Origin of the sequence: Enterobacter cloacae complex sp. P1B, from assembly GCF_014982345.1 — a bacterium.
In the GTDB taxonomy this organism is placed as follows: Bacteria; Pseudomonadota; Gammaproteobacteria; order Enterobacterales; family Enterobacteriaceae; genus Enterobacter; species Enterobacter bugandensis.
This window is the reverse complement of sequence record NZ_JADCLF010000004.1, coordinates 10,281-29,420: the sequence shown is the minus strand read 5'-3', so window position 1 is coordinate 29,420 and position 19,140 is coordinate 10,281. Positions and strand designations below refer to the sequence as shown.

Genomic DNA, 19,140 nt, shown 5'->3' with positions numbered 1-19,140 from the left:
AAAACAAAGCGACAGTCGAAAAATTTCATGAATGAAAAAAAGAAAAGCCGGGCGCTATGTCCCGGCTTTTTATAACGAAAAATGAAATTAGCTGGCGATAGCCATACCGACCGTCATATGCAGGCCGTAAAACACACCGCGACCAATTAACTCCCCTGCCAGCACCAGCACAAAAGCCAGTGACAGGAGCGGCAGTGCAGGCTGATAACCTTTAAGCTGAGGGGCGATCCAGCACACCAGCGCAGCTGCCAGCAACACCACGCGCCAGGCCATCAGCGAACCGTAGTCCGGCACCAGTGCAGAAGCCTGCTGGATAGAGCTGTGAATGGTTGCCAGCTCGGCCCCCTGCATCAGGGCGACCATCGCGCTCACCACCAGCGCCAGCAGCGAAACGGCTGGCAGCAGACGCATTGCCCAACCGTTTACCCCCGCCACGCGCAGCAGCAGGTAGCCCAGCAGCGGCCCGCCGATAAACATCGTCAGGAAGAAGCTCATCGGCGTCCAGAAGCTGTACCAGGTTGGAACGGTATCGATGGTGTTATAGACGCGCACCATCATCCACACGAACACCACGCCCAGTACCATGGTGACGATCAGCCACAGGCTGCGCAGGCCCGCAGGCAATTTTTTCAACGCAGCCAGCAGCCACCCCAGCCCGCCGACGGTAAAGAAGATTGCCCCGCTGGCAATTTCGTTACTGAGCGACGACGCCCCCACGCGGTTCAGGGAGTTGAACGCGCGCATCGGTGAGCCCAGGTGCAGCGTAGAAGCGATAAATCCAATCCCCATCAGCACCCACAGGCCAAACATGCTCAACACTAAACGCTGCTGCTGTTCGGCATTGAGGTTCCCTTTTAACAGCGCCAGCGCCAGAACAATGAAGCCGCCCACTACGCACTGCCCAAAGACCGTGAAGATCATCAGCGGCCATTCATGCCATCCACTTCCCATCTCACACCTCCTTCGGATTTGCCAGGTAGCCGGTGGTGTCACCCGTCGGACGGCTGTTGGCGTTAGGTTTAATGACAATACTCGGCTTGGTGAAGTGCGCTGACGGCAGCGGTGCCACTGCGGCAAGCTGACCGTGTTTCTGACGCAGCTCTTCTATCGGACCAAAATCCAGCGCGCGCAGCGGGCAGGACTCGACGCAGATTGGCTTTTTGCCGTCCGCTACGCGGCTGTGGCAGCCGTCGCACTTGGTCATATGTCCTTTGGCGGCGTTGTACTGCGGCGCGCCGTACGGGCACGCCATATGGCAGTAGCGACAGCCGATGCAGACATCTTCATCCACCACCACAAAACCGTCCTCCCGCTTGTGCATCGCCCCGCTTGGGCACACCTTAGTGCAGGCCGGATCTTCACAGTGGTTACAGGCAATCGACAGGTAATAGGCAAAGACGTTCTGATGCCAGACGCCGTTATCTTCCTGCCAGTCGCCCCCGGCGTATTCGTAAATGCGGCGGAAGCTCACGTCCGGGGTGAGATCTTTATAATCTTTACAGGCCAGCTCGCAGGTTTTGCACCCGGTGCAACGGCTGGAATCAATGAAAAATCCATACTGGGTTGTCATCGGTTACTCCTTAAACCTTTTCAACCTGGACAAGGTTTGTGTGAGACGGGTTGCCTTTCGCCAGCGGCGACGGACGCTGCGTGGTCAGGACGTTAATACTGCCTGCCTGGTCGATGCCGTTGGCATCCGGGCTGTACCAGGCCCCTTCCCCCAGTGCCACTACGCCAGGCATCATGCGCGGTGTTACTTTGGCTTCAATGTGTACCTCGCCGCGACCGTTAAAGATACGCACGCGATCCCCGTTACGGATACCACGTGCTTTGGCATCCATCGGGTTGATCCACATCTCCTGGCGGCAGGCGGCCTTCAGTACGTCAACGTTGCCGTAGGTGGAGTGCACACGCGCCTTATAGTGGAAACCGGTCAGCTGCAGCGGGAATTTCGCCGTCAGCGGATCGTTATAGTTTTCGAACCCCGGCGTGTAGATCGGCAGCGGATCGATAACATCTCCTTCCGGCAGCTCCCAGGTAGACGCGATTTTTGCCAGCGCTTCGGAGTAGATTTCGATTTTGCCCGACGGCGTGGTCAGCGGATTCGCCTGCGGATCTTCACGGAACGCTTTATACGCCACGTGATGCCCTTCCGGGTCACGCTGCTTGTACATGCCCTGCTTGCGGAAGGTGTCGAAGTCCGGCAGGTCTGGAATGGCTTTACGAGAGAGCTCGTGCAGATGGCGCATCCACCCTTCCTGAGTACGCCCTTCGGTAAACTGCTGTTCGACGCCCAATCGCTTCGCCAGTTCGGAGGTCATCTCATAGATGGTTTTGCACTCGAAGCGCGGCTTGATGGCCTGGTCGGTAAAGATCACGTAGGACATGTTGCCGCAGGAAGCGTCCAGCGCGAAATCCATCTGCTCAGACGCGGTGCAGTCCGGCAGCAGAATATCGGCATATTTTGCCGAGGAGGTCATGTGGCAGTCGATCACCACAATCATCTCGCACTTCTTGTCGTCCTGCAGAATTTCATGGGTGCGGTTGATTTCCGAGTGCTGGTTGATAAGGCAGTTGCCGGCGTAGTTCCAGATCATCTTGATCGGCACATCCAGCTTGTCTTTGCCCCGAACGCCGTCGCGCAGCGCGGTCATTTCCGGACCGCGCTCGATTGCGTCAGTCCACATAAACATGGAGATGCTGGTCTGAACCGGGTTATCCAGCGTCGGCATCCGCTCAAACGGCACTTCATAAGAACCTTCGCGCGCGCCGGTGTTACCGCCATGAACGCCGACGTTGCCGGTCAGAATTGAAAGCATGGAGATAGCGCGGGTGGCGATTTCACCATTCGCATGACGCTGCGGTCCCCAGCCCTGGCTGATGTAGGCCGGTTTAGCTGAACCTATCTCACGCGCCAGCTGAACAATGCGCTCGACCGGAATACCGGTGATGGTGGAGGCCCACTCCGGCGTTTTCGCTACGCCGTCGCTGCCCTGGCCGAGAATATATGCCTTGTAGTGACCATTGGCAGGGGCACTGGCTGGCAGCGTTTTCTCGTCATAACCGACGCAGTATTTATCAAGGAACGGCTGATCGACGAGGTTTTCAGTAATCATCACCCACGCCAGCGCGGAAACCAGTGCCGCATCGGTACCGGGACGAATGGGGATCCACTCATCTTCGCGCCCGGCACCGGTGTCGGTATAGCGCGGATCGATAATGATCATGCGGGCATTGGATTTGGCGCGGGCCTGTTCGAGGTAGTACGTCACCCCGCCGCCGCTCATGCGGGTTTCGCCCGGGTTGTTACCGAACAGGACGACCAGCTTACTGTTTTCGATATCGGACGGGCTGTTGCCGTCGGCCCAGCCGCCGTAGGTATAGTTCAGACCTGCGGCAATCTGCGCGGAAGAGTAGTCGCCGTAGTGGTTGAGATAACCGCCGCAGCAGTTCATCAGACGCGCGACCAGCGTTTTACCCGGTGGCCAGGAGCGGGTCAGCGTGCCGCCCAGCGTCCCGGTGCCATAGTTCAGATAGATGGACTCGTTGCCGTACTCTTTGATCAGGCGCTGCAGGTTGGTGGCGATAATGTCGTAGGCTTCGTCCCAGCTAATGCGCTCAAACTTCCCTTCCCCACGCTTACCGACACGCTTCATTGGGTATTTCAGACGATCCGGGTTGTAGACGCGGCGACGCATGGAGCGACCGCGCAGGCAGGCGCGAACCTGGTGTAACCCTTCGTAGTTATCGTCCCCGGTGTTGTCGGTTTCGACATACTTAATTTCGCCATCCACCACGTGCATACGCAGCGGACAACGGCTACCGCAGTTTACGGTACACGCACTCCACACGACTTTTTCCGGAGCTGCGGCTGCGGATAGTGCGTCCGCCGCCGACGCCAGCCGGGTAAAAGGGAGCGTGAAGGCGCTGCTGGCTACAGCCAGGCCGCCTATTGCCGTGGTTTTCATCAACCCACGGCGAGTGACCTCGGCAGCCATTAACGCTTCAGGCGCTTTGATTTTCATAGAGACTCACTTTGGTTGCTCACAAAGAAAAAAGAGGCGGCAAGAACCGCTATATAGTTTTGTAAATAACGAATTTCTTCGTTATCAGCGTCTTATGCTGACTTTCATTCGGAGGAGTATTACTACTTTAGAGGGAGGGGGTATTGCGTCGTGTCAATTCAGAGGCATAAAAAAAGCGCCCGAAGGCGCTTTTTTGTTGTGAGGCAAAGAATTAGCCGATGTACTGCTGGCCTTTCATGTATGGACGCAGCACTTCAGGGATCTCGATGCGGCCATCTGCCTGCTGGTAGTTTTCCAGCACGGCAACCAGCGTACGGCCAACAGCCAGACCAGAACCGTTCAGGGTATGCACCAGACGGGTTTTCTTGTCAGATTTGCTGCGGCAGCGTGCCTGCATGCGGCGCGCCTGGAAATCCCAGACGTTAGAGCAGGAGGAGATTTCACGGTAGGTGTTCTGTGCAGGCACCCAGACTTCCAGGTCGAAGGTTTTGCAGGCACCAAAGCCCATGTCACCGGTGCACAGCGCCATGCGGCGATACGGCAGGCCCAGCAGCTCCAGCACTTTTTCCGCATGGCCAGTCATCTCTTCCAGCGCGTCCATGGATTCTTCCGGACGGACGATCTGCACCATCTCGACTTTGTCGAACTGGTGCATACGGATCAGACCACGGGTGTCGCGACCGTAAGAACCGGCTTCTGAACGGAAGCACGGAGAGTGTGCCGTCAGCTTGATTGGCAGATCATCTTCGTCAATGATCTCATCACGCACGAGGTTGGTCAGCGGCACTTCCGCGGTTGGGATCAGCGCATAGTTGCTGCTGTCTGCTTCTTCATCCAGCGGACGGGTATGGAACAGATCGCCGGCAAATTTCGGCAGCTGGCCTGTACCGTACAGCGTATCGTGGTTAACCAGATACGGAACATAGGTTTCGCTGTAGCCGTGCTGCTCGGTGTGCAGATCCAGCATGAACTGCGCCAGGGCGCGGTGCAGATGGGCAATCTGACCTTTCATTACTACGAAGCGAGAGCCGGTCAGCTTAACCGCAGCGGCAAAGTCCAGGCCCGCGTGCATTTCGCCCAGCGTCACGTGATCGCGCACTTCGAAGTCAAACTCGCGAGGCGTACCCCAGCGCTTCACTTCAACGTTGTCGTTCTCGTCTTTGCCGACAGGCACGCTGTCGTCAGGAATGTTCGGGATAGCCAGAGCGATGTCACGAATTTCGGCCTGAAGAACGTCCAGCTCCGCTTTCGCCTGATCCAGCTCTTCACCCAGCTTGTTCACTTCCAGGCGTAATGGCTCAATATCTTCCCCGCGCGCTTTCGCCTGGCCAATGGATTTCGATCGAGAGTTACGCTCTGCCTGCAGATTTTCAGTTTGTACCTGCAGTACTTTACGACGCTCTTCAAGAGCGCGCAGCTTATCTACATCCAGCTTAAAGCCCCGGCGTGCCAGTTTTTCAGCGACTGCGTCTGGCTCATTACGCAGCAGATTGGGATCGAGCATGCTTATCCTGTGCTTATCGAATTAAAATAGGAAATGTGACCACAGCCTGCGGTCACAAGGATACAATTGCCAACATTACCGCAACGATTGAACTAACGGTAGCGTTTTATAGGGCTATTTTGATCCTGTCCGGCGAGCCAGGTGAGCTTTTCACCAATCTTGCCTTCAAGACCTCTGTTTGTGGGATGATAATAGCGCGTTTGTGCCATCTCCTGCGGGAAATATTCCTCCCCGGCGGCGTAGGCGTTAGGCTCATCATGGGCGTAGCGATACTCCTGCCCGTAACCCATCTCTTTCATCAGTTTGGTTGGCGCATTGCGCAGATGAACCGGCACATCGTAGTCCGGGCGCTCGCGCGCATCCGACATCGCCGCTTTGAACGCGGTATAGACCGCATTGCTTTTCGGCGCGCAGGCCAGATAGACAATTGCCTGCGCAATGGCGCGTTCGCCTTCCGCCGGGCCTACGCGGGTGAAGCAGTCCCAGGCTGAAAGCGCAACCTGCATGGCGCGCGGGTCGGCATTGCCAACATCTTCTGACGCAATCGCCAGACAGCGGCGCGCAACGTATAGCGGATCGCCACCTGCGGTAATGATACGTGCGTACCAGTAGAGCGCCGCATCCGGCGCACTGCCGCGTACGGATTTATGCAGAGCCGAGATCAGGTCGTAGAAACGGTCGCCTTTATTATCGAAACGCGCGCTGCGCTCGCCGGCAATTTCGGTGAGCAGTTCAGGCTTCAATACGCGCTTGCCCGCATCGTCTACTTCTGCCATATCGGCCATCATTTCGAGCGTGTTCAGCGCGCGGCGCGCATCGCCGTTGACCAGCTCCGCAATCGCACGTCGCGTGTCGTCAGGCAGAACGATATCCTGCCCACCGTAACCCCGCGCTTTGTCGTCCATTGCCTGGGTCAGAACCTTTTCGATATCTTCCGTGGTCAGGGATTTAAGCAGGTAGACGCGGGCGCGGGACAGCAGCGCCGAGTTGAGTTCAAACGACGGGTTTTCGGTGGTCGCACCAATGAAGATGATCGTCCCGTCCTCAATGTGCGGCAGGAAAGCATCCTGCTGGCTCTTGTTGAAGCGGTGGACTTCATCGACAAAGAGAATGGTGCGGCGTCCGGCATTGCGGTTTTGACGCGCGCGCTCGATCGCCTCGCGGATCTCCTTCACGCCAGACGTTACCGCCGAGATACGCTCAACGTCCGCGTTGGCATAGCGGGCTATCACTTCAGCGAGCGTGGTTTTTCCGGTGCCGGGCGGCCCCCAGAGGATCATGGAGTGCAGATGCCCCGCCTCAATAGCGCGCGGCAAGGGTTTCCCCGCAGCCAGCAGATGCTGCTGACCGATGTACTGCGCTAAATTTTCTGGCCGCATACGGGCGGCCAGAGGTTGAAACGCATTATCTGAAAAATCGAGCGACAGGTTGCTCACTCACGCCTCTTACTTATTGCGTTGGTCGTCCACCGTTACGCCCTGCGGCGGGGTAAAGGTGAATTTCGATGCGTCAACGGCGCCGTTTTGCTGAGACTTAAGCTGGTAGCTGCTGCGCTGATCGTCCTGCTCAACCGCGCCGAACTGATTAATGGTACCGTTGGTGCTGACGTTGATGGTGAACTGCTTCAGATTGCCGTTGCTGCCTTTCGGCGTCAGGACAAATTCATCACCGTTCTGTTTAATGTTGTACTGCTGCCAGTCGCTGGTCTGGTTGCGGGCGATCAGCATAAACGGTGTATTGCTGGTAGCGTCTTTCAGCCAGGTCGCAGTGGCCTGCTCAACAAACGGGTTGAAGAACCACAGGGTTTTACCGTCAGAAACCAGGATGCTCTCATCCGGCTGGGTCATATGCCAGTTAAACAGATTGGGGCGTTTCACCCACAAATCACCCTGTCCTTCCTGCACCGCATTGCCGCTGCCGTCCGTCACTTTTTGCGTGAAGCTGGCGTGGAAGCTGCTTACTTTATCCAGTCGGCTTTTAAGGTCGCTGGCTGCATCAGCCCAGACGCTGCTGGCTACAAAACTGGTGAGTAATGCACAGGCGATGGCGATTTTTTTCATTGTTATTCCTTAAAATACGTCTTCCCGAAATGGGGTTTCCGTTTCTATTCTGGACCTGCCCGAAGGCAGGCGACAGAAGAATATGCTTAATTTTTGCTGATTTACCCTTCTTTGCAATCGCTGAAGGTTAATCAAACGGCGGCGGAGCCAGCACCTCACGGTTACCGTTGTGCCCCTGCTCGCTCACAATGCCCTGCGCTTCCATCTGCTCGATGATGCGCGCCGCGCGGTTATAGCCGATGCGGAACTGACGCTGCACGCCAGAGATGGACGCTTTGCGTTTTTCAGTAACGAAATTAACCGCCTGGTCGAATAACGGATCCAGCTCTTCGCCGCCGTCAAAGCCACCACCGCCGCCTTCGCTTTCGCTGTCGGAGGTAATGCCGTCAACGTACTGCGGACGTCCGCGCGCCTTCCAGTCCTGCACCACGGCGTGTACTTCCTGGTCGCGAACAAACGCGCCGTGTACGCGCACCGGAGAGGTGGAGTTCGGACCGGAGTACAGCATGTCCCCCATTCCCAGCAACGACTCAGCGCCGCCCTGGTCAAGAATGGTACGGGAGTCGATTTTGCTCGAAACGGTAAACGCAATACGGGTCGGAATATTCGCCTTAATTAGACCGGTGATAACGTCCACGGACGGACGCTGGGTCGCCAGCACCAGGTGAATACCTGCCGCACGCGCTTTCTGTGCCAGACGCGCGATCAGCTCTTCCACTTTCTTCCCGACGGTCATCATCAGGTCGGCGAATTCATCCACCAGTACGACGATATAAGGCAGTTTCTCCAGCACAGGATGCTGGGCATCCATGCTGTCACCCGGCTTCCAGTATGGGTCCGGAATCGGACGCCCCATGCGCGCCGCCTCGGCGATCTTCTCGTTATAACCGGCCAGGTTACGCACGCCCAGCGCAGACATCAGCTTGTAGCGACGCTCCATTTCATTGACGCTCCAGCGCAGGGCGTTGGCGGCGTCCTTCATGTCGGTGACCACTTCCGTCAGCAGGTGCGGAATGCCTTCGTAGACCGACAGTTCGAGCATTTTCGGGTCGATCATGATGAAACGCACGTCTTCAGGCTGCGCTTTGTAGAGCATGCTAAGGATCATGGCGTTCACGCCGACCGATTTACCGGAACCGGTGGTACCCGCTACCAGCAGGTGAGGCATTTTCGCGAGGTCTGCCACTACCGGGTCGCCGGCGATATCTTTACCCAACACCACGGTCAGCGGAGATGGGTTATCGCGGAACTTGGTGTTATCCAGCACTTCACGCAGGTAAACGGTCTGACGTTTCTTGTTCGGCAGCTCAAGGCCAACGTACGGTTTACCCGGAATCACTTCCACCACACGTACCGCCACGGTCGACAGAGAACGCGCCAGGTCGCGGGAGAGGTTAGAAATACGCGCGGCTTTGACGCCCGGCGCCAGGTTCAGTTCGAAGCGGGTGATCACCGGACCGGGCGAGTAGTTCACCACGTCCGCCTTGATGCGGAAGTCTGCCAGACGGGCTTCCACCAGACGGGCCATCTGCTCCAGGGCAAACGTATCAACCGGTTCGACTTCAGCCGGTGGCGGCGTCAGCAGATCCAGCGACGGCAGCGGCGTGCTCGGACGCTGCAGCGGACGGCTATCACCGTTACGCATCAGCAGCGGGTGAATCAGGCTCTCCTGCGGCTGCGGTGCTGGCTGCTGGTACTGCGGCGGCTGCTGTTGTGGCTGCTGCGGTTGCGCATACGGCTGCTGAACAGGTTGCTGCGGCTGCGCGTAAGTCTGTGCCTGCGGCGCTGGCGGCTGGCGCACAGGCTCTGCTTCAGGCATCACGCTCGGGGTGAACAGTGGCTCGCTCGGGCCATCATCCACCAGATCTTTCATCGGCGAAAACTCGAAATCCGATAATGAGAACGGGTTCGCACCAGCTGGCTGTTCACCTGAGTAACGCTGCTGCTGGGTTGCCGCAAACTGACGCGCTAATTCGGCTTCAGCCGCGTCATCTTCGTCTTCCAGCATCGGTTCATCATGCTGATAGTCTTCACCGTAGCGCTGATTCTGCTGCGCGGCGAACTGGCGCGCCAGCTCGTCCTGCTGCATTTCATCAGCATCATCTTCGTAGTCCGTTCCACGCGCTTTCTCTTCGGCCATCCGCTGGGAAGGCAGCTTGATCCCATAGGAGGCAAGCTCACGACGAGTTGGAACGCGGACGCGGTTAGGGCGAGGCAGTTGCGGACCAATTCCCTCTTTCACCTGCGGACGCGGCGCACCGCCCGTTGCCAGGCTAAAGACAGGTGCCGCCGCCGCTGCGGCTGCGGTAGCCTGCTTCACGCTTTCCGCTACGGGGGCAACAGCAGGCGTCGGGTCGACCGGTGGAACCGAAACCGACGGGGCTTTTGGCGCAGGTTCCTGCACCGGTTCAGGCACAGGCTGATACCATGCCGCCAGCTGTTCGCGCTCACGAGCACGGCGTTCTTCAACTTCTTCAAAATAGTACATTGGCGGACGAGACGGTTTCACCTCTTCCACCACCTCAGGTTCAGGCTGAGGCTCGACATAAGGCTGCACAGGTTCAACCGGTTCAGGCACGTACTCCTGATAAGGCTGGGCCACAGGCTGCTCATAGTGCGGCTGTTCATACTCAGGTTGCGGCGGCTGATAAGGCTGCTGCCACTGCTCCTGCTGCACGGGGATATAGCTCTCTGGTTCCGGCGCGATAACAGGCTCCGGCGTGTGGACACCCGGCGCGGTCTGCCAGGCAACCTGAGGCTGCTGAATAGCGGATTCCGGAGGCGGAACCGGCGCGGATGGCATCACGGCTTCGACAGGCGCGGCATACGCCTGTGATGCTGTCGTTGCGGCTGCGGCCGCGGCAACCGGCGCGGTAACGGTATGGCCGTTAAGCAGCGGATCGTATTCATCGAAATCACCCGGCATCGCACGGTTGCCGGAGAAAAGCACATCATCAGGATCGACTGTACTACCCGCAGCGCGGTACTCCACCTGCTCGTCTTCATCCATACGCTTACCGGAGAAGAGCGCCGCGTCGGTTTTACGTCCAAGCGGGTTGGCAAATTTTTCAGCAACGCGCTGGCGACGCGCCAGGGCACCGCGCAGAATACGAGCACGACGAGATTCACGACGTTGCACCGGCGCATCGTCTTCCTCTTCGTACTCATCTTCATATTCTTCTTCATCGACCCACGTGTCGTCGCGGCGGGTACGGTTGCTCGCGAAGGTCAGGATCGTAAGAATAAAGCTGCCGATCTTCTCGGCAATGCTCACCCATGACCAGCCGGTAAACAGCGTCAGCCCGGCCGCCCAGATGCAGAGCAGCGCCAGCGTACCGCCGCTGCTGTGAAGCATCGGCTGTAGCGCAGAGCTCAGCAGGCTGCCAATCACCCCACCGGAGGCGAAGTACCAGATATCATCGGCATTAATCGCCGCCAGCCCGCAGGAGGTGAGGATCAGCGCCAGGGCGCCAATCAGGCGCAGGGAAACTGCAAAATAGTCGATGTAATCATCGTTCTGACGATGACGCCATGCAAACCAGCATCCGCCAATGATTATGACGGGAATGGTGTAGGCCATCACACCGAAAATGAAAAAGAGCGTGTCCGCAAGCCAGGCTCCGGGTACGCCGCCTAAATTATGGATAGGCTCATGCCACGCGGTTTGCGACCAGCTGGGATCGGAGGGGTTGAAACTGAGTAAGGCTGCCATCAGCCAGACGGCAAAAAGGGCAATAACGATCAGCAAAGCCTCGAGGAGACGACGTCCGCTGCTTAGCTTCGATAGTGTGACTTCTTTGTCTTCAGTGTATTCCTGGCTCAAGAAAGGCTCTCCAGGTATCAGGCATATCCTGCCTGTTTGCTAAAACGGACAACAGCGCCGGGACTCCCCGGCACTGTTGCTGTATGGATTAACAGGAGTGTAATCAAACTACGCTGATTTTGCACCTGTTCCGTGTTAGCGCGTCTTAATAACCAGACGATTGCTCTGTTTGACCTCTTCCATCACCACATAGGTACGGGTGTCGTTCACGCCTGGCAGACGCAGCAGGGTTTCCCCCAGCAGCTTACGGTAGGCGGACATATCAGGCACACGGGTTTTCAACAGGTAGTCGAAATCACCGGACACCAGATGACACTCTTGAATTTCTTCAAGTTTTTGTACAGCGGCGTTAAATTGCTCAAACACATCCGGCGCACCACGATTCAGAGTAATCTCAACAAATACCAGAAGTGAGGCATCCAGATAATGCGGGTTCAGCAGAGCCGTATAGCCCTGAATAAAACCCTGTCTTTCCAGTCGGCGCACACGCTCAAGGCACGGCGTCGGGGAAAGTCCCACACGTTTTGAAAGCTCGACGTTGGAAATACGCCCATCCTTTTGCAATTCATTAAGAATGTTACGATCGATACGGTCGAGATCTTTGCCAGGGCGCTTCTTGCTATCTACCATTATTATTGTCTCTCTGTATTCCTTCCCTACTCCTGCCTGGACCCTGTGCACATCACTGTTCAGAGCCTGTACCCGTTAGTCATCACATCGCCTGGTTATGTATTAGACGCGATGCGGATTCGGGTTCTGTTGGTAAGAAGACCGCTGCCCGAAGGCTGTCACCGACATCACGTATGGCGTCTGTCCACGCCATGCGTAGATTTCACTGACACGGTAAAAATGGCATTTACGTGCATGCCTATGCGGCATACGGTTAACGCGGTTTTTTTTCTTCCTTGAATGTTTTCGCAAATGCGCAGGGGATTGTCAAAGCAAAACATCGTTTTTTAGTACAAGATGCCGGATATTCATTACGGGGGGGTATTAATCCTCATTTTACTGCTTTATAAACGAGCGGTTTTCAGTAGAAAACGTGATGTAACGGCACGGGATTCATCGGGCGCAGCTATTACATATATCGAAAGCAAAATCCCAGTGCTCTTTTTTTACGGCAACAAATTCCCTACAATCCAGCCCATTGCCTGCCAACAACAATGGGGATCTCATGGGCACGACCAAACACAGTAAGTTGTTAATCCTTGGTTCTGGACCTGCGGGATATACCGCGGCGGTCTATGCTGCACGCGCAAACCTGCAGCCGGTTCTGATCACCGGCATGGAAAAAGGCGGTCAGTTGACCACCACCACGGAAGTGGAAAACTGGCCGGGCGACCCGAACGATCTGACCGGGCCGCTGCTGATGGAACGCATGCACGAGCATGCCGCCAAATTCGAAACCGAAATCCTGTTCGACCACATTAATAAAGTGGATTTGCAGAACCGTCCGTTCCGCCTGACGGGTGACAGCGGTGAATACACCTGCGATGCGCTAATCATTGCCACCGGCGCCTCTGCCCGCTATCTCGGCCTGCCGTCTGAAGAAGCGTTCAAAGGCCGCGGTGTCTCTGCCTGTGCGACCTGCGACGGTTTCTTCTACCGTAACCAGAAAGTCGCGGTTATCGGCGGCGGTAATACAGCGGTGGAAGAAGCGCTGTACCTGGCGAACATTGCCTCCGAGGTGCATCTGATCCACCGTCGTGACACCTTCCGCGCCGAGAAGATCCTTATTAAGCGCCTGATGGATAAAGTGGCGAGCGGCAACATCGTTCTGCACACCAACCGTACCCTGGAAGAAGTCACGGGCGATCAGATGGGCGTTGCGGGTCTGCGCATTCGTGATACCCAGAACACCGATAACGTCGAAACGCTGGAAGTGGCGGGCCTGTTTGTGGCAATCGGCCACAGCCCGAACACCGCGATCTTCGAAGGCCAGCTGGATCTGGAAAACGGCTATATCAAAGTGCAGTCCGGCATTCACGGTAACGCGACCCAGACCAGCATCCCGGGCGTGTTCGCTGCCGGTGACGTGATGGACCATATTTATCGTCAGGCGATCACCTCTGCGGGCACCGGCTGTATGGCCGCGCTGGACGCTGAACGCTACCTCGATGGACTGGCGGAACAAGGTAAATAATCTTTACAAGTCAGTAACAAACGTAAATAAAGGCGGCCACAGGTCGCCTTTATTTTTGCTCGCGTGTAACATGCAGATGTCTAATTTCTTATAACGTCACCTGCAAAATACGCAATGGAAAAAACCCGTCAACAAGAGTTAACACGCTGGCTGAAACAGCAAAGCGTTATTTCCCGCCGCTGGCTTACGATCTCCCGTCTTCTGGGGTTCGTTAGCGGTCTGTTGATTGTTGCCCAGGCATGGCTGCTGGCCCGCATTCTTAATCACATGATCATGGAGAACATTCCCCGTGAAGCGCTCCTGCTGCCCTTTATCGTTCTGATCCTGGTTTTTGTCCTGCGCGCCTGGGTGGTGTGGCTGCGTGAACGTGTTGGCTTCCACGCCGGACAGCATATCCGCTACGAGATCCGTCGTCAGGTGCTCGACCGCCTGCAGGAAGCCGGGCCCGCGTGGATCCAGGGTAAACCGGCCGGAAGCTGGGCGACGCTGATCCTTGAGCAGATCGACGATATGCACGATTACTACGCGCGCTATCTTCCGCAGATGGCGCTGGCGGTTTTTGTGCCGCTGTTGATTGTTATTGCCATCTTCCCGGTTAACTGGGTGGCGGCGCTGATCCTGCTGGGGACCGCCCCGCTGATCCCGCTGTTTATGGCGATGGTCGGCATGGGTGCGGCTGATGCCAACCGCCGCAACTTCCTGGCGCTGGGCCGGCTGAGCGGACATTTCCTCGATCGTCTGCGCGGGATGGAAACCCTGCGTATTTTTGGTCGCGGTGAAGCGGAAACCGAGAATATTCGCCTGGCATCACAGGACTTCCGCCAGCGCACGATGGAAGTGTTACGCCTGGCGTTCCTCTCGTCCGGCGTGCTGGAATTCTTTACCTCGCTGTCGATTGCCCTCGTGGCGGTTTATTTCGGTTTCTCCTATCTCGGCGCGCTGGATTTCGGCCACTACGGCACTGCGGTGACCCTCTCTGCCGGTTTCCTCGCGCTCATCCTGGCTCCGGAGTTTTTCCAGCCGCTTCGCGACCTGGGGACCTTCTATCATGCCAAAGCGCAGGCCGTTGGCGCGGCCGACAGCCTGAAAACCTTCCTGGAGACGCCGCTGGCGCATCCGGAGCGCGGTGACGTGGCGCTGAACGCTAAAGAGCCGGTAACCGTCGACGCGAGCGATTTCTGCATTCTCTCGCCGGAAGGAAAAGTGCTGGCCGGCCCGCTGAACTTTAGCCTGCCCGCCGGAAAACGCGTGGTGCTGGTCGGCACCAGCGGTTCAGGGAAGAGTTCTCTGCTGAATGCGTTATCCGGTTTTATGGCCTACACCGGTTCGCTGCGGATAAACAAAACTGAACTGCGTAATCTCGATCCCGACGCCTGGCGTAAGCAGCTCAGTTGGGTCGGACAAAACCCTCAGCTACCTGCTTCCACGCTGCGCGAAAACGTGCTCCTGGCACGCCCGGATGCTCGTGAAGATGAACTGCAGTCCGTTCTTGACCGCGCGTGGGTCAGTGAATTTCTGCCGCTTCTCCCGCAGGGTGTCGATACCGTGGTAGGCGATCAGTCTGCCGGGCTGTCTGTCGGCCAGGCACAGCGCGTGGCCGTCGCCCGTGCGCTGCTGAACCCGTGCCAGCTGATGCTGCTGGATGAGCCTGCTGCCAGCCTGGATTCACACAGCGAGCAGCGCGTCATGGCGGCCCTGAGCGCCGCTTCCCTGCAGCAAACCACCCTTATGGTTACCCATCAGCTGGAAGGCATTGCTGACTGGGATGAGATCTGGGTGATGGAAAACGGTCATATTGTTGAGCAAGGCAATTACGCCGCGCTTGTTGCCGCGCAGGGGCCGTTCGCCGCCCTGCTGGCGAACCGTCAGGAGGACATCTGATGCGTGCTCTGCTGCCTTATCTTGCGCTCTATAAACGCCACAAGTGGATGCTGACGCTGGGGATCGTGCTGGCGATTGTCACGCTGCTTGCCAGCATCGGCCTGCTCACGCTTTCCGGCTGGTTCCTGTCGGCCTCCGCCGTAGCCGGGTTCGCCGGATTATACAGCTTCAACTATATGCTGCCGGCGGCAGGCGTGCGGGGTACCGCCATTACCCGTACTGCCGGACGCTATTTCGAGCGGCTGGTCAGCCACGACGCGACGTTCCGCGTCCTGCAGCACCTGCGCATTTACACCTTCAGCAAACTGCTTCCCCTCTCCCCTGCCGGGCTGGCGCGTTTTCGCCAGGGCGAATTACTGAACCGTGTCGTTGCGGATGTCGACACGCTGGACCACCTTTACCTGCGGGTGATCTCCCCGATAGTGGGCGCGTTTGTGGTGATTGTGGTAGTTACGCTGGGGCTGTCCGTTCTGGATGTTCCCGTTGCGCTGACGCTGGGCGGGATCATGCTGCTGACGCTTATCATTCTGCCGCCGCTCTTTTACCGCGCCGGAAAATCCACCGGGGAAAACCTGACGCGGCTGCGCGGGGATTACCGCCAGCAGCTGACCTCCTGGCTTCAGGGCCAGGCAGAGCTAACCATTTTTGGTGCCAGCAAGCGCTACCGTGCCCGAATGGAAAGTACGGAGTTGAACTGGCATGAAGCCCAGCGCCGCCAGTCGGAACTGACGGCCTTCTCGCAGGCGCTGATGGTGTTAATCGGCGGCGTGGCGGTGATCGCCATGCTGTGGCTGGCTTCCGGCGGCATTGGCGGTAATACCCAGCCAGGCCCTCTTATTGCCCTCTTTGTTTTCTGCGCGCTCGCCGCATTTGAGGCACTGGCCCCGGTGACGGGCGCTTTCCAGCATCTTGGACAGGTGATCGCCTCTGCCCTGCGCATCACTCAGATTGCCGAACAGGAGCCTGAAGTCACGTTCAGTGCCGGGCAAACCACCGTGCCTGAGCAGGTGGCGCTGACGCTTGATAACGTGACCTTCGCCTATGACAAACAGGCGCAGAACGCGCTGGAGGGTATCAACCTTTCCGTTAATGCAGGGCAGCGGATTGCGATCCTCGGCCGTACCGGCTGCGGTAAGTCGACGTTGCTGCAGCTGCTGACGCGCGCCTGGGATCCACAGCACGGTCAGATTCGTTTTAATAACACGTTGCTGACTGATTTCAGCGAGCAGGCCCTGCGCAAGACCGTGAGCGTTGTTCCACAGCGCGTGCATCTGTTTAGCGCCACCCTGCGCGATAACCTGCTGCTGGCCGCGCCAGAGGCTTCGGACGATGATCTTCGCGCCGTACTGGAGCAGGTCGGACTGCAAAAGCTGCTTGAGGACGAAGGACTGAACAGCTGGCTGGGAGAAGGCGGTCGTCAGCTTTCCGGCGGAGAGCTGCGCCGTCTGGCCATTGCGCGTGCGCTGCTGCATGATGCACCTCTGATGCTGCTCGACGAACCTACAGAAGGGCTTGATGCGACAACCGAGAGTCAAATCCTTGATTTACTGGCAAACGTTATGGCAGGAAAAACCGTCCTGATGGTGACGCACCGCCTGCGCGGGCTGGCAAGTTTTGATCGGATAATTGTGATGGACAACGGACACATTATTGAGCAAGGTAGTCACGCAGAGCTGTTGGCGAAACAGGGTCGCTACTACCAGTTCAAACAGCGTCTGTAGACTATATTTGTAGCGTCCTCACTCGCGTACTGGAGTTTTGCTGTCATGCGCCTGGTCCAGCTTTCTCGTCATAACATCGCGTTTCCTTCGCCGGAGGGAGCGCTGCGTGAGCCCAACGGGCTGCTGGCCCTTGGCGGTGACCTTAGCCCTGCGCGGCTATTAATGGCCTACCAGCGCGGCATCTTCCCGTGGTTTTCTCCCGGCGACCCGATTTTATGGTGGTCTCCCGACCCGCGCGCCGTGCTGTGGCCAGCGCAGTTCCATCTGAGCCGCAGCATGAAGCGTTTCCATGCAAAATCCCCATATCGCGTCACGCTGAATCACGCCTTTGGGCAGGTGATAGAAGGCTGTGCCGAAGATCGCCATGAAGGGACGTGGATCACCCGCGATATCGTCAACGCCTATCACCAGCTCCATGAGCTTGGCTACGCCCACTCCATTGAGGTTTGGGAAAAGGGGGAACTGGTTGGCGGCATGTACGGCGTGGCGCAAGGGACGCTGTTTTGCGGCGAATCGATGTTCTCCCGTGCGGTTAACGCCTCGAAAACCGCGCTGCTGGTCTTCTGCGAGGCCTTTGCCCAGCGCGGCGGACGCCTGATCGATTGTCAGGTGCTGAACGAGCACACGGCCTCTCTCGGTGCAGTTGACATCCCGCGACGACAGTATATCGAGCATCTGGACGCCTGCCGTCAGGAGAAGCTCCCACGCGACTTCTGGATCCCCAGAACGCTCTTTATGCCCAATGCTTAAATGTTTTCCGCATATTTTTTGTGAGGGTGTTATAATTATGCCGCAGAGTAGCTTCTGCCTGTTGCCCCGCCGCCGTTTGGGACCCTCGCTTCAGATAACGTCCTGACGTTTATCCTGTTGTCTCCCCTTTACGAATGCGCTTCCTGTTCGGTTGTACCGTGACGCTTGGGCAATGCGCCGAAACTGTTTTGCTGCGTTTTAATCGCGCAATTCTTTACTTAATTGATGAATTTCGGCATTATCTTGCCGGTTCAAAACTTGGTAGTGATACCCCAGAGGATTAGATGGCCAAAGAAGACAATATTGAAATGCAGGGTACCGTACTTGATACGTTGCCTAATACCATGTTTCGCGTAGAGCTGGAAAACGGTCACGTGGTAACTGCGCACATCTCCGGTAAAATGCGCAAAAACTACATCCGCATTTTGACGGGCGACAAAGTGACTGTTGAACTGACCCCGTACGACCTGAGCAAAGGCCGCATTGTCTTCCGTAGTCGCTAATTTTTTCGCCTGTAATGGCAGATGAATATTAAATAAGGCCGGGATATTCCCGGCCTTATTTTTTAGTGGTGCTGTTGATTATTTGAACAATTAGTTGGCGGTTCGTTTGAGATTTGGGGCTGTCTGTTCGACAGTGCACGGTGCGACGACTGTTAGGCCTTATTTTCTATTTTGCTGAGCTGCGTGTGGCAGTGCACTACTCCCGGTACTGTCGGTTAATTCGATTGAATTTCTAAGCTGTCTGTACGGCAGTGCACCGTCTCGATCGGGGAAATCGTCGCTCTCGTTAATTTCTAAGCTGCCTGTACGGCAGTGCACGTAGGGCGGGGATAACCCCGCCATTTTCATATTTTCTAAGCTGCCTGTACGGCAGTGCACGTGATCGAGATCGGCGGCTGGGAAAACGTGACTTTCTAAGCTGCCTGTACGGCAGTGCACATACACCGCGCCGACGGCCAGCCGATTTTTATTTTCTAAGCTGCCTATACGGCAGTGCACGCCTTACAGGGGCTGGATTATGAAGACGTCATTTTCTAAGCTGCCTGTACGGCAGTGCACTTAAGCGGCGGGTGTCTTACTGCAATGTTGGATTTCTAAGCTGCCTGTACGGCAGTGCACCAGCGCCCCACGCCGCTTTACCGACCCATTTTGTTTCTAAGCTGCCTGTAAGGCAGTGCACAGCAGTCCAAGCCTGATTAATTCGTTGCAGGTTTTCTAAGCTGCCTGTACG

The 19,140-nt window shown here is 57.0% G+C and carries 13 protein-coding genes and 1 CRISPR repeat array; of the genes, 5 read left to right on the top strand and 8 right to left on the bottom strand.

Features of this window, described 5'->3' with window-relative positions; all coding sequences use genetic code 11:
- Positions 1–87: 87 nt before the first annotated feature.
- The 8 genes from INF77_RS03080 to lrp all read right to left on the bottom strand — a co-directional run bounded on the left by INF77_RS03080 (position 88) and on the right by lrp (position 12,042).
- Positions 88–951, bottom strand: a complete 864-nt coding sequence (locus INF77_RS03080) for a dimethyl sulfoxide reductase anchor subunit family protein (protein ID WP_150143215.1) — start codon at positions 949–951, stop codon at positions 88–90.
- Position 952: 1 nt separating this feature from the next.
- Positions 953–1,570 (bottom strand): DMSO/selenate family reductase complex B subunit, encoded by a 618-nt coding sequence (locus tag INF77_RS03075; protein ID WP_014883208.1) that lies wholly within the window; start codon positions 1,568–1,570, stop codon positions 953–955.
- Between the two features lie 10 nt (positions 1,571–1,580).
- Positions 1,581–4,025, bottom strand: coding sequence for a dimethylsulfoxide reductase subunit A (dmsA, locus tag INF77_RS03070; RefSeq protein ID WP_193532697.1), 2,445 nt, complete (start codon positions 4,023–4,025; stop codon positions 1,581–1,583).
- A gap of 211 nt (positions 4,026–4,236) precedes the next feature.
- A complete protein-coding gene (gene serS, locus INF77_RS03065) occupies positions 4,237–5,529 on the bottom strand; it encodes a serine--tRNA ligase (RefSeq protein ID WP_008499983.1) in 1,293 nt (430 codons plus the stop codon).
- 92 nt (positions 5,530–5,621) lie between these two features.
- On the bottom strand, positions 5,622–6,965 hold the full coding sequence (rarA, locus tag INF77_RS03060) for a replication-associated recombination protein RarA (RefSeq protein ID WP_193532696.1): 1,344 nt from the start codon (positions 6,963–6,965) through the stop codon (positions 5,622–5,624).
- Between the two features lie 9 nt (positions 6,966–6,974).
- Positions 6,975–7,589: an outer membrane lipoprotein chaperone LolA gene (gene lolA / locus INF77_RS03055; protein ID WP_028012557.1), complete on the bottom strand. Its 615-nt coding sequence runs from the start codon at positions 7,587–7,589 to the stop codon at positions 6,975–6,977.
- A gap of 127 nt (positions 7,590–7,716) precedes the next feature.
- Positions 7,717–11,412 carry a DNA translocase FtsK 4TM domain-containing protein gene (locus INF77_RS03050; RefSeq protein ID WP_060572716.1) on the bottom strand — a complete coding sequence of 1,232 codons (3,696 nt, stop codon included), beginning with the start codon at positions 11,410–11,412 and terminating at the stop codon, positions 7,717–7,719.
- A gap of 135 nt (positions 11,413–11,547) precedes the next feature.
- Positions 11,548–12,042 carry a leucine-responsive transcriptional regulator Lrp gene (gene lrp, locus INF77_RS03045; protein ID WP_000228469.1) on the bottom strand — a complete coding sequence of 165 codons (495 nt, stop codon included), beginning with the start codon at positions 12,040–12,042 and terminating at the stop codon, positions 11,548–11,550.
- Positions 12,043–12,586: 544 nt separating this feature from the next.
- Between lrp and trxB the strand changes: the two genes are divergently transcribed.
- The 5 genes from trxB (at position 12,587) to infA (ending at position 18,410) form a co-directional block, all read left to right on the top strand.
- Complete coding sequence (gene trxB / locus INF77_RS03040) at positions 12,587–13,555, top strand: thioredoxin-disulfide reductase (protein ID WP_193532695.1); 969 nt, start codon at positions 12,587–12,589, stop codon at positions 13,553–13,555.
- A gap of 114 nt (positions 13,556–13,669) precedes the next feature.
- Positions 13,670–15,436 carry a cysteine/glutathione ABC transporter permease/ATP-binding protein CydD gene (cydD, locus tag INF77_RS03035; RefSeq protein ID WP_028012554.1) on the top strand — a complete coding sequence of 589 codons (1,767 nt, stop codon included), beginning with the start codon at positions 13,670–13,672 and terminating at the stop codon, positions 15,434–15,436.
- Positions 15,436–17,157 carry a cysteine/glutathione ABC transporter ATP-binding protein/permease CydC gene (gene cydC / locus INF77_RS03030; RefSeq protein WP_047362713.1) on the top strand — a complete coding sequence of 574 codons (1,722 nt, stop codon included), beginning with the start codon at positions 15,436–15,438 and terminating at the stop codon, positions 17,155–17,157. The genes cydD and cydC overlap by 1 nt, the downstream gene beginning before the upstream one ends.
- 45 nt (positions 17,158–17,202) lie before the next feature.
- Positions 17,203–17,907: a leucyl/phenylalanyl-tRNA--protein transferase gene (gene aat / locus INF77_RS03025; RefSeq protein ID WP_041910636.1), complete on the top strand. Its 705-nt coding sequence runs from the start codon at positions 17,203–17,205 to the stop codon at positions 17,905–17,907.
- A gap of 284 nt (positions 17,908–18,191) precedes the next feature.
- Positions 18,192–18,410 carry a translation initiation factor IF-1 gene (gene infA / locus INF77_RS03020; RefSeq protein ID WP_002211347.1) on the top strand — a complete coding sequence of 73 codons (219 nt, stop codon included), beginning with the start codon at positions 18,192–18,194 and terminating at the stop codon, positions 18,408–18,410.
- A gap of 229 nt (positions 18,411–18,639) precedes the next feature.
- Positions 18,640–19,140: a CRISPR direct-repeat array (repeat unit 19 nt; unit sequence TTTCTAAGCTGCCTGTACG).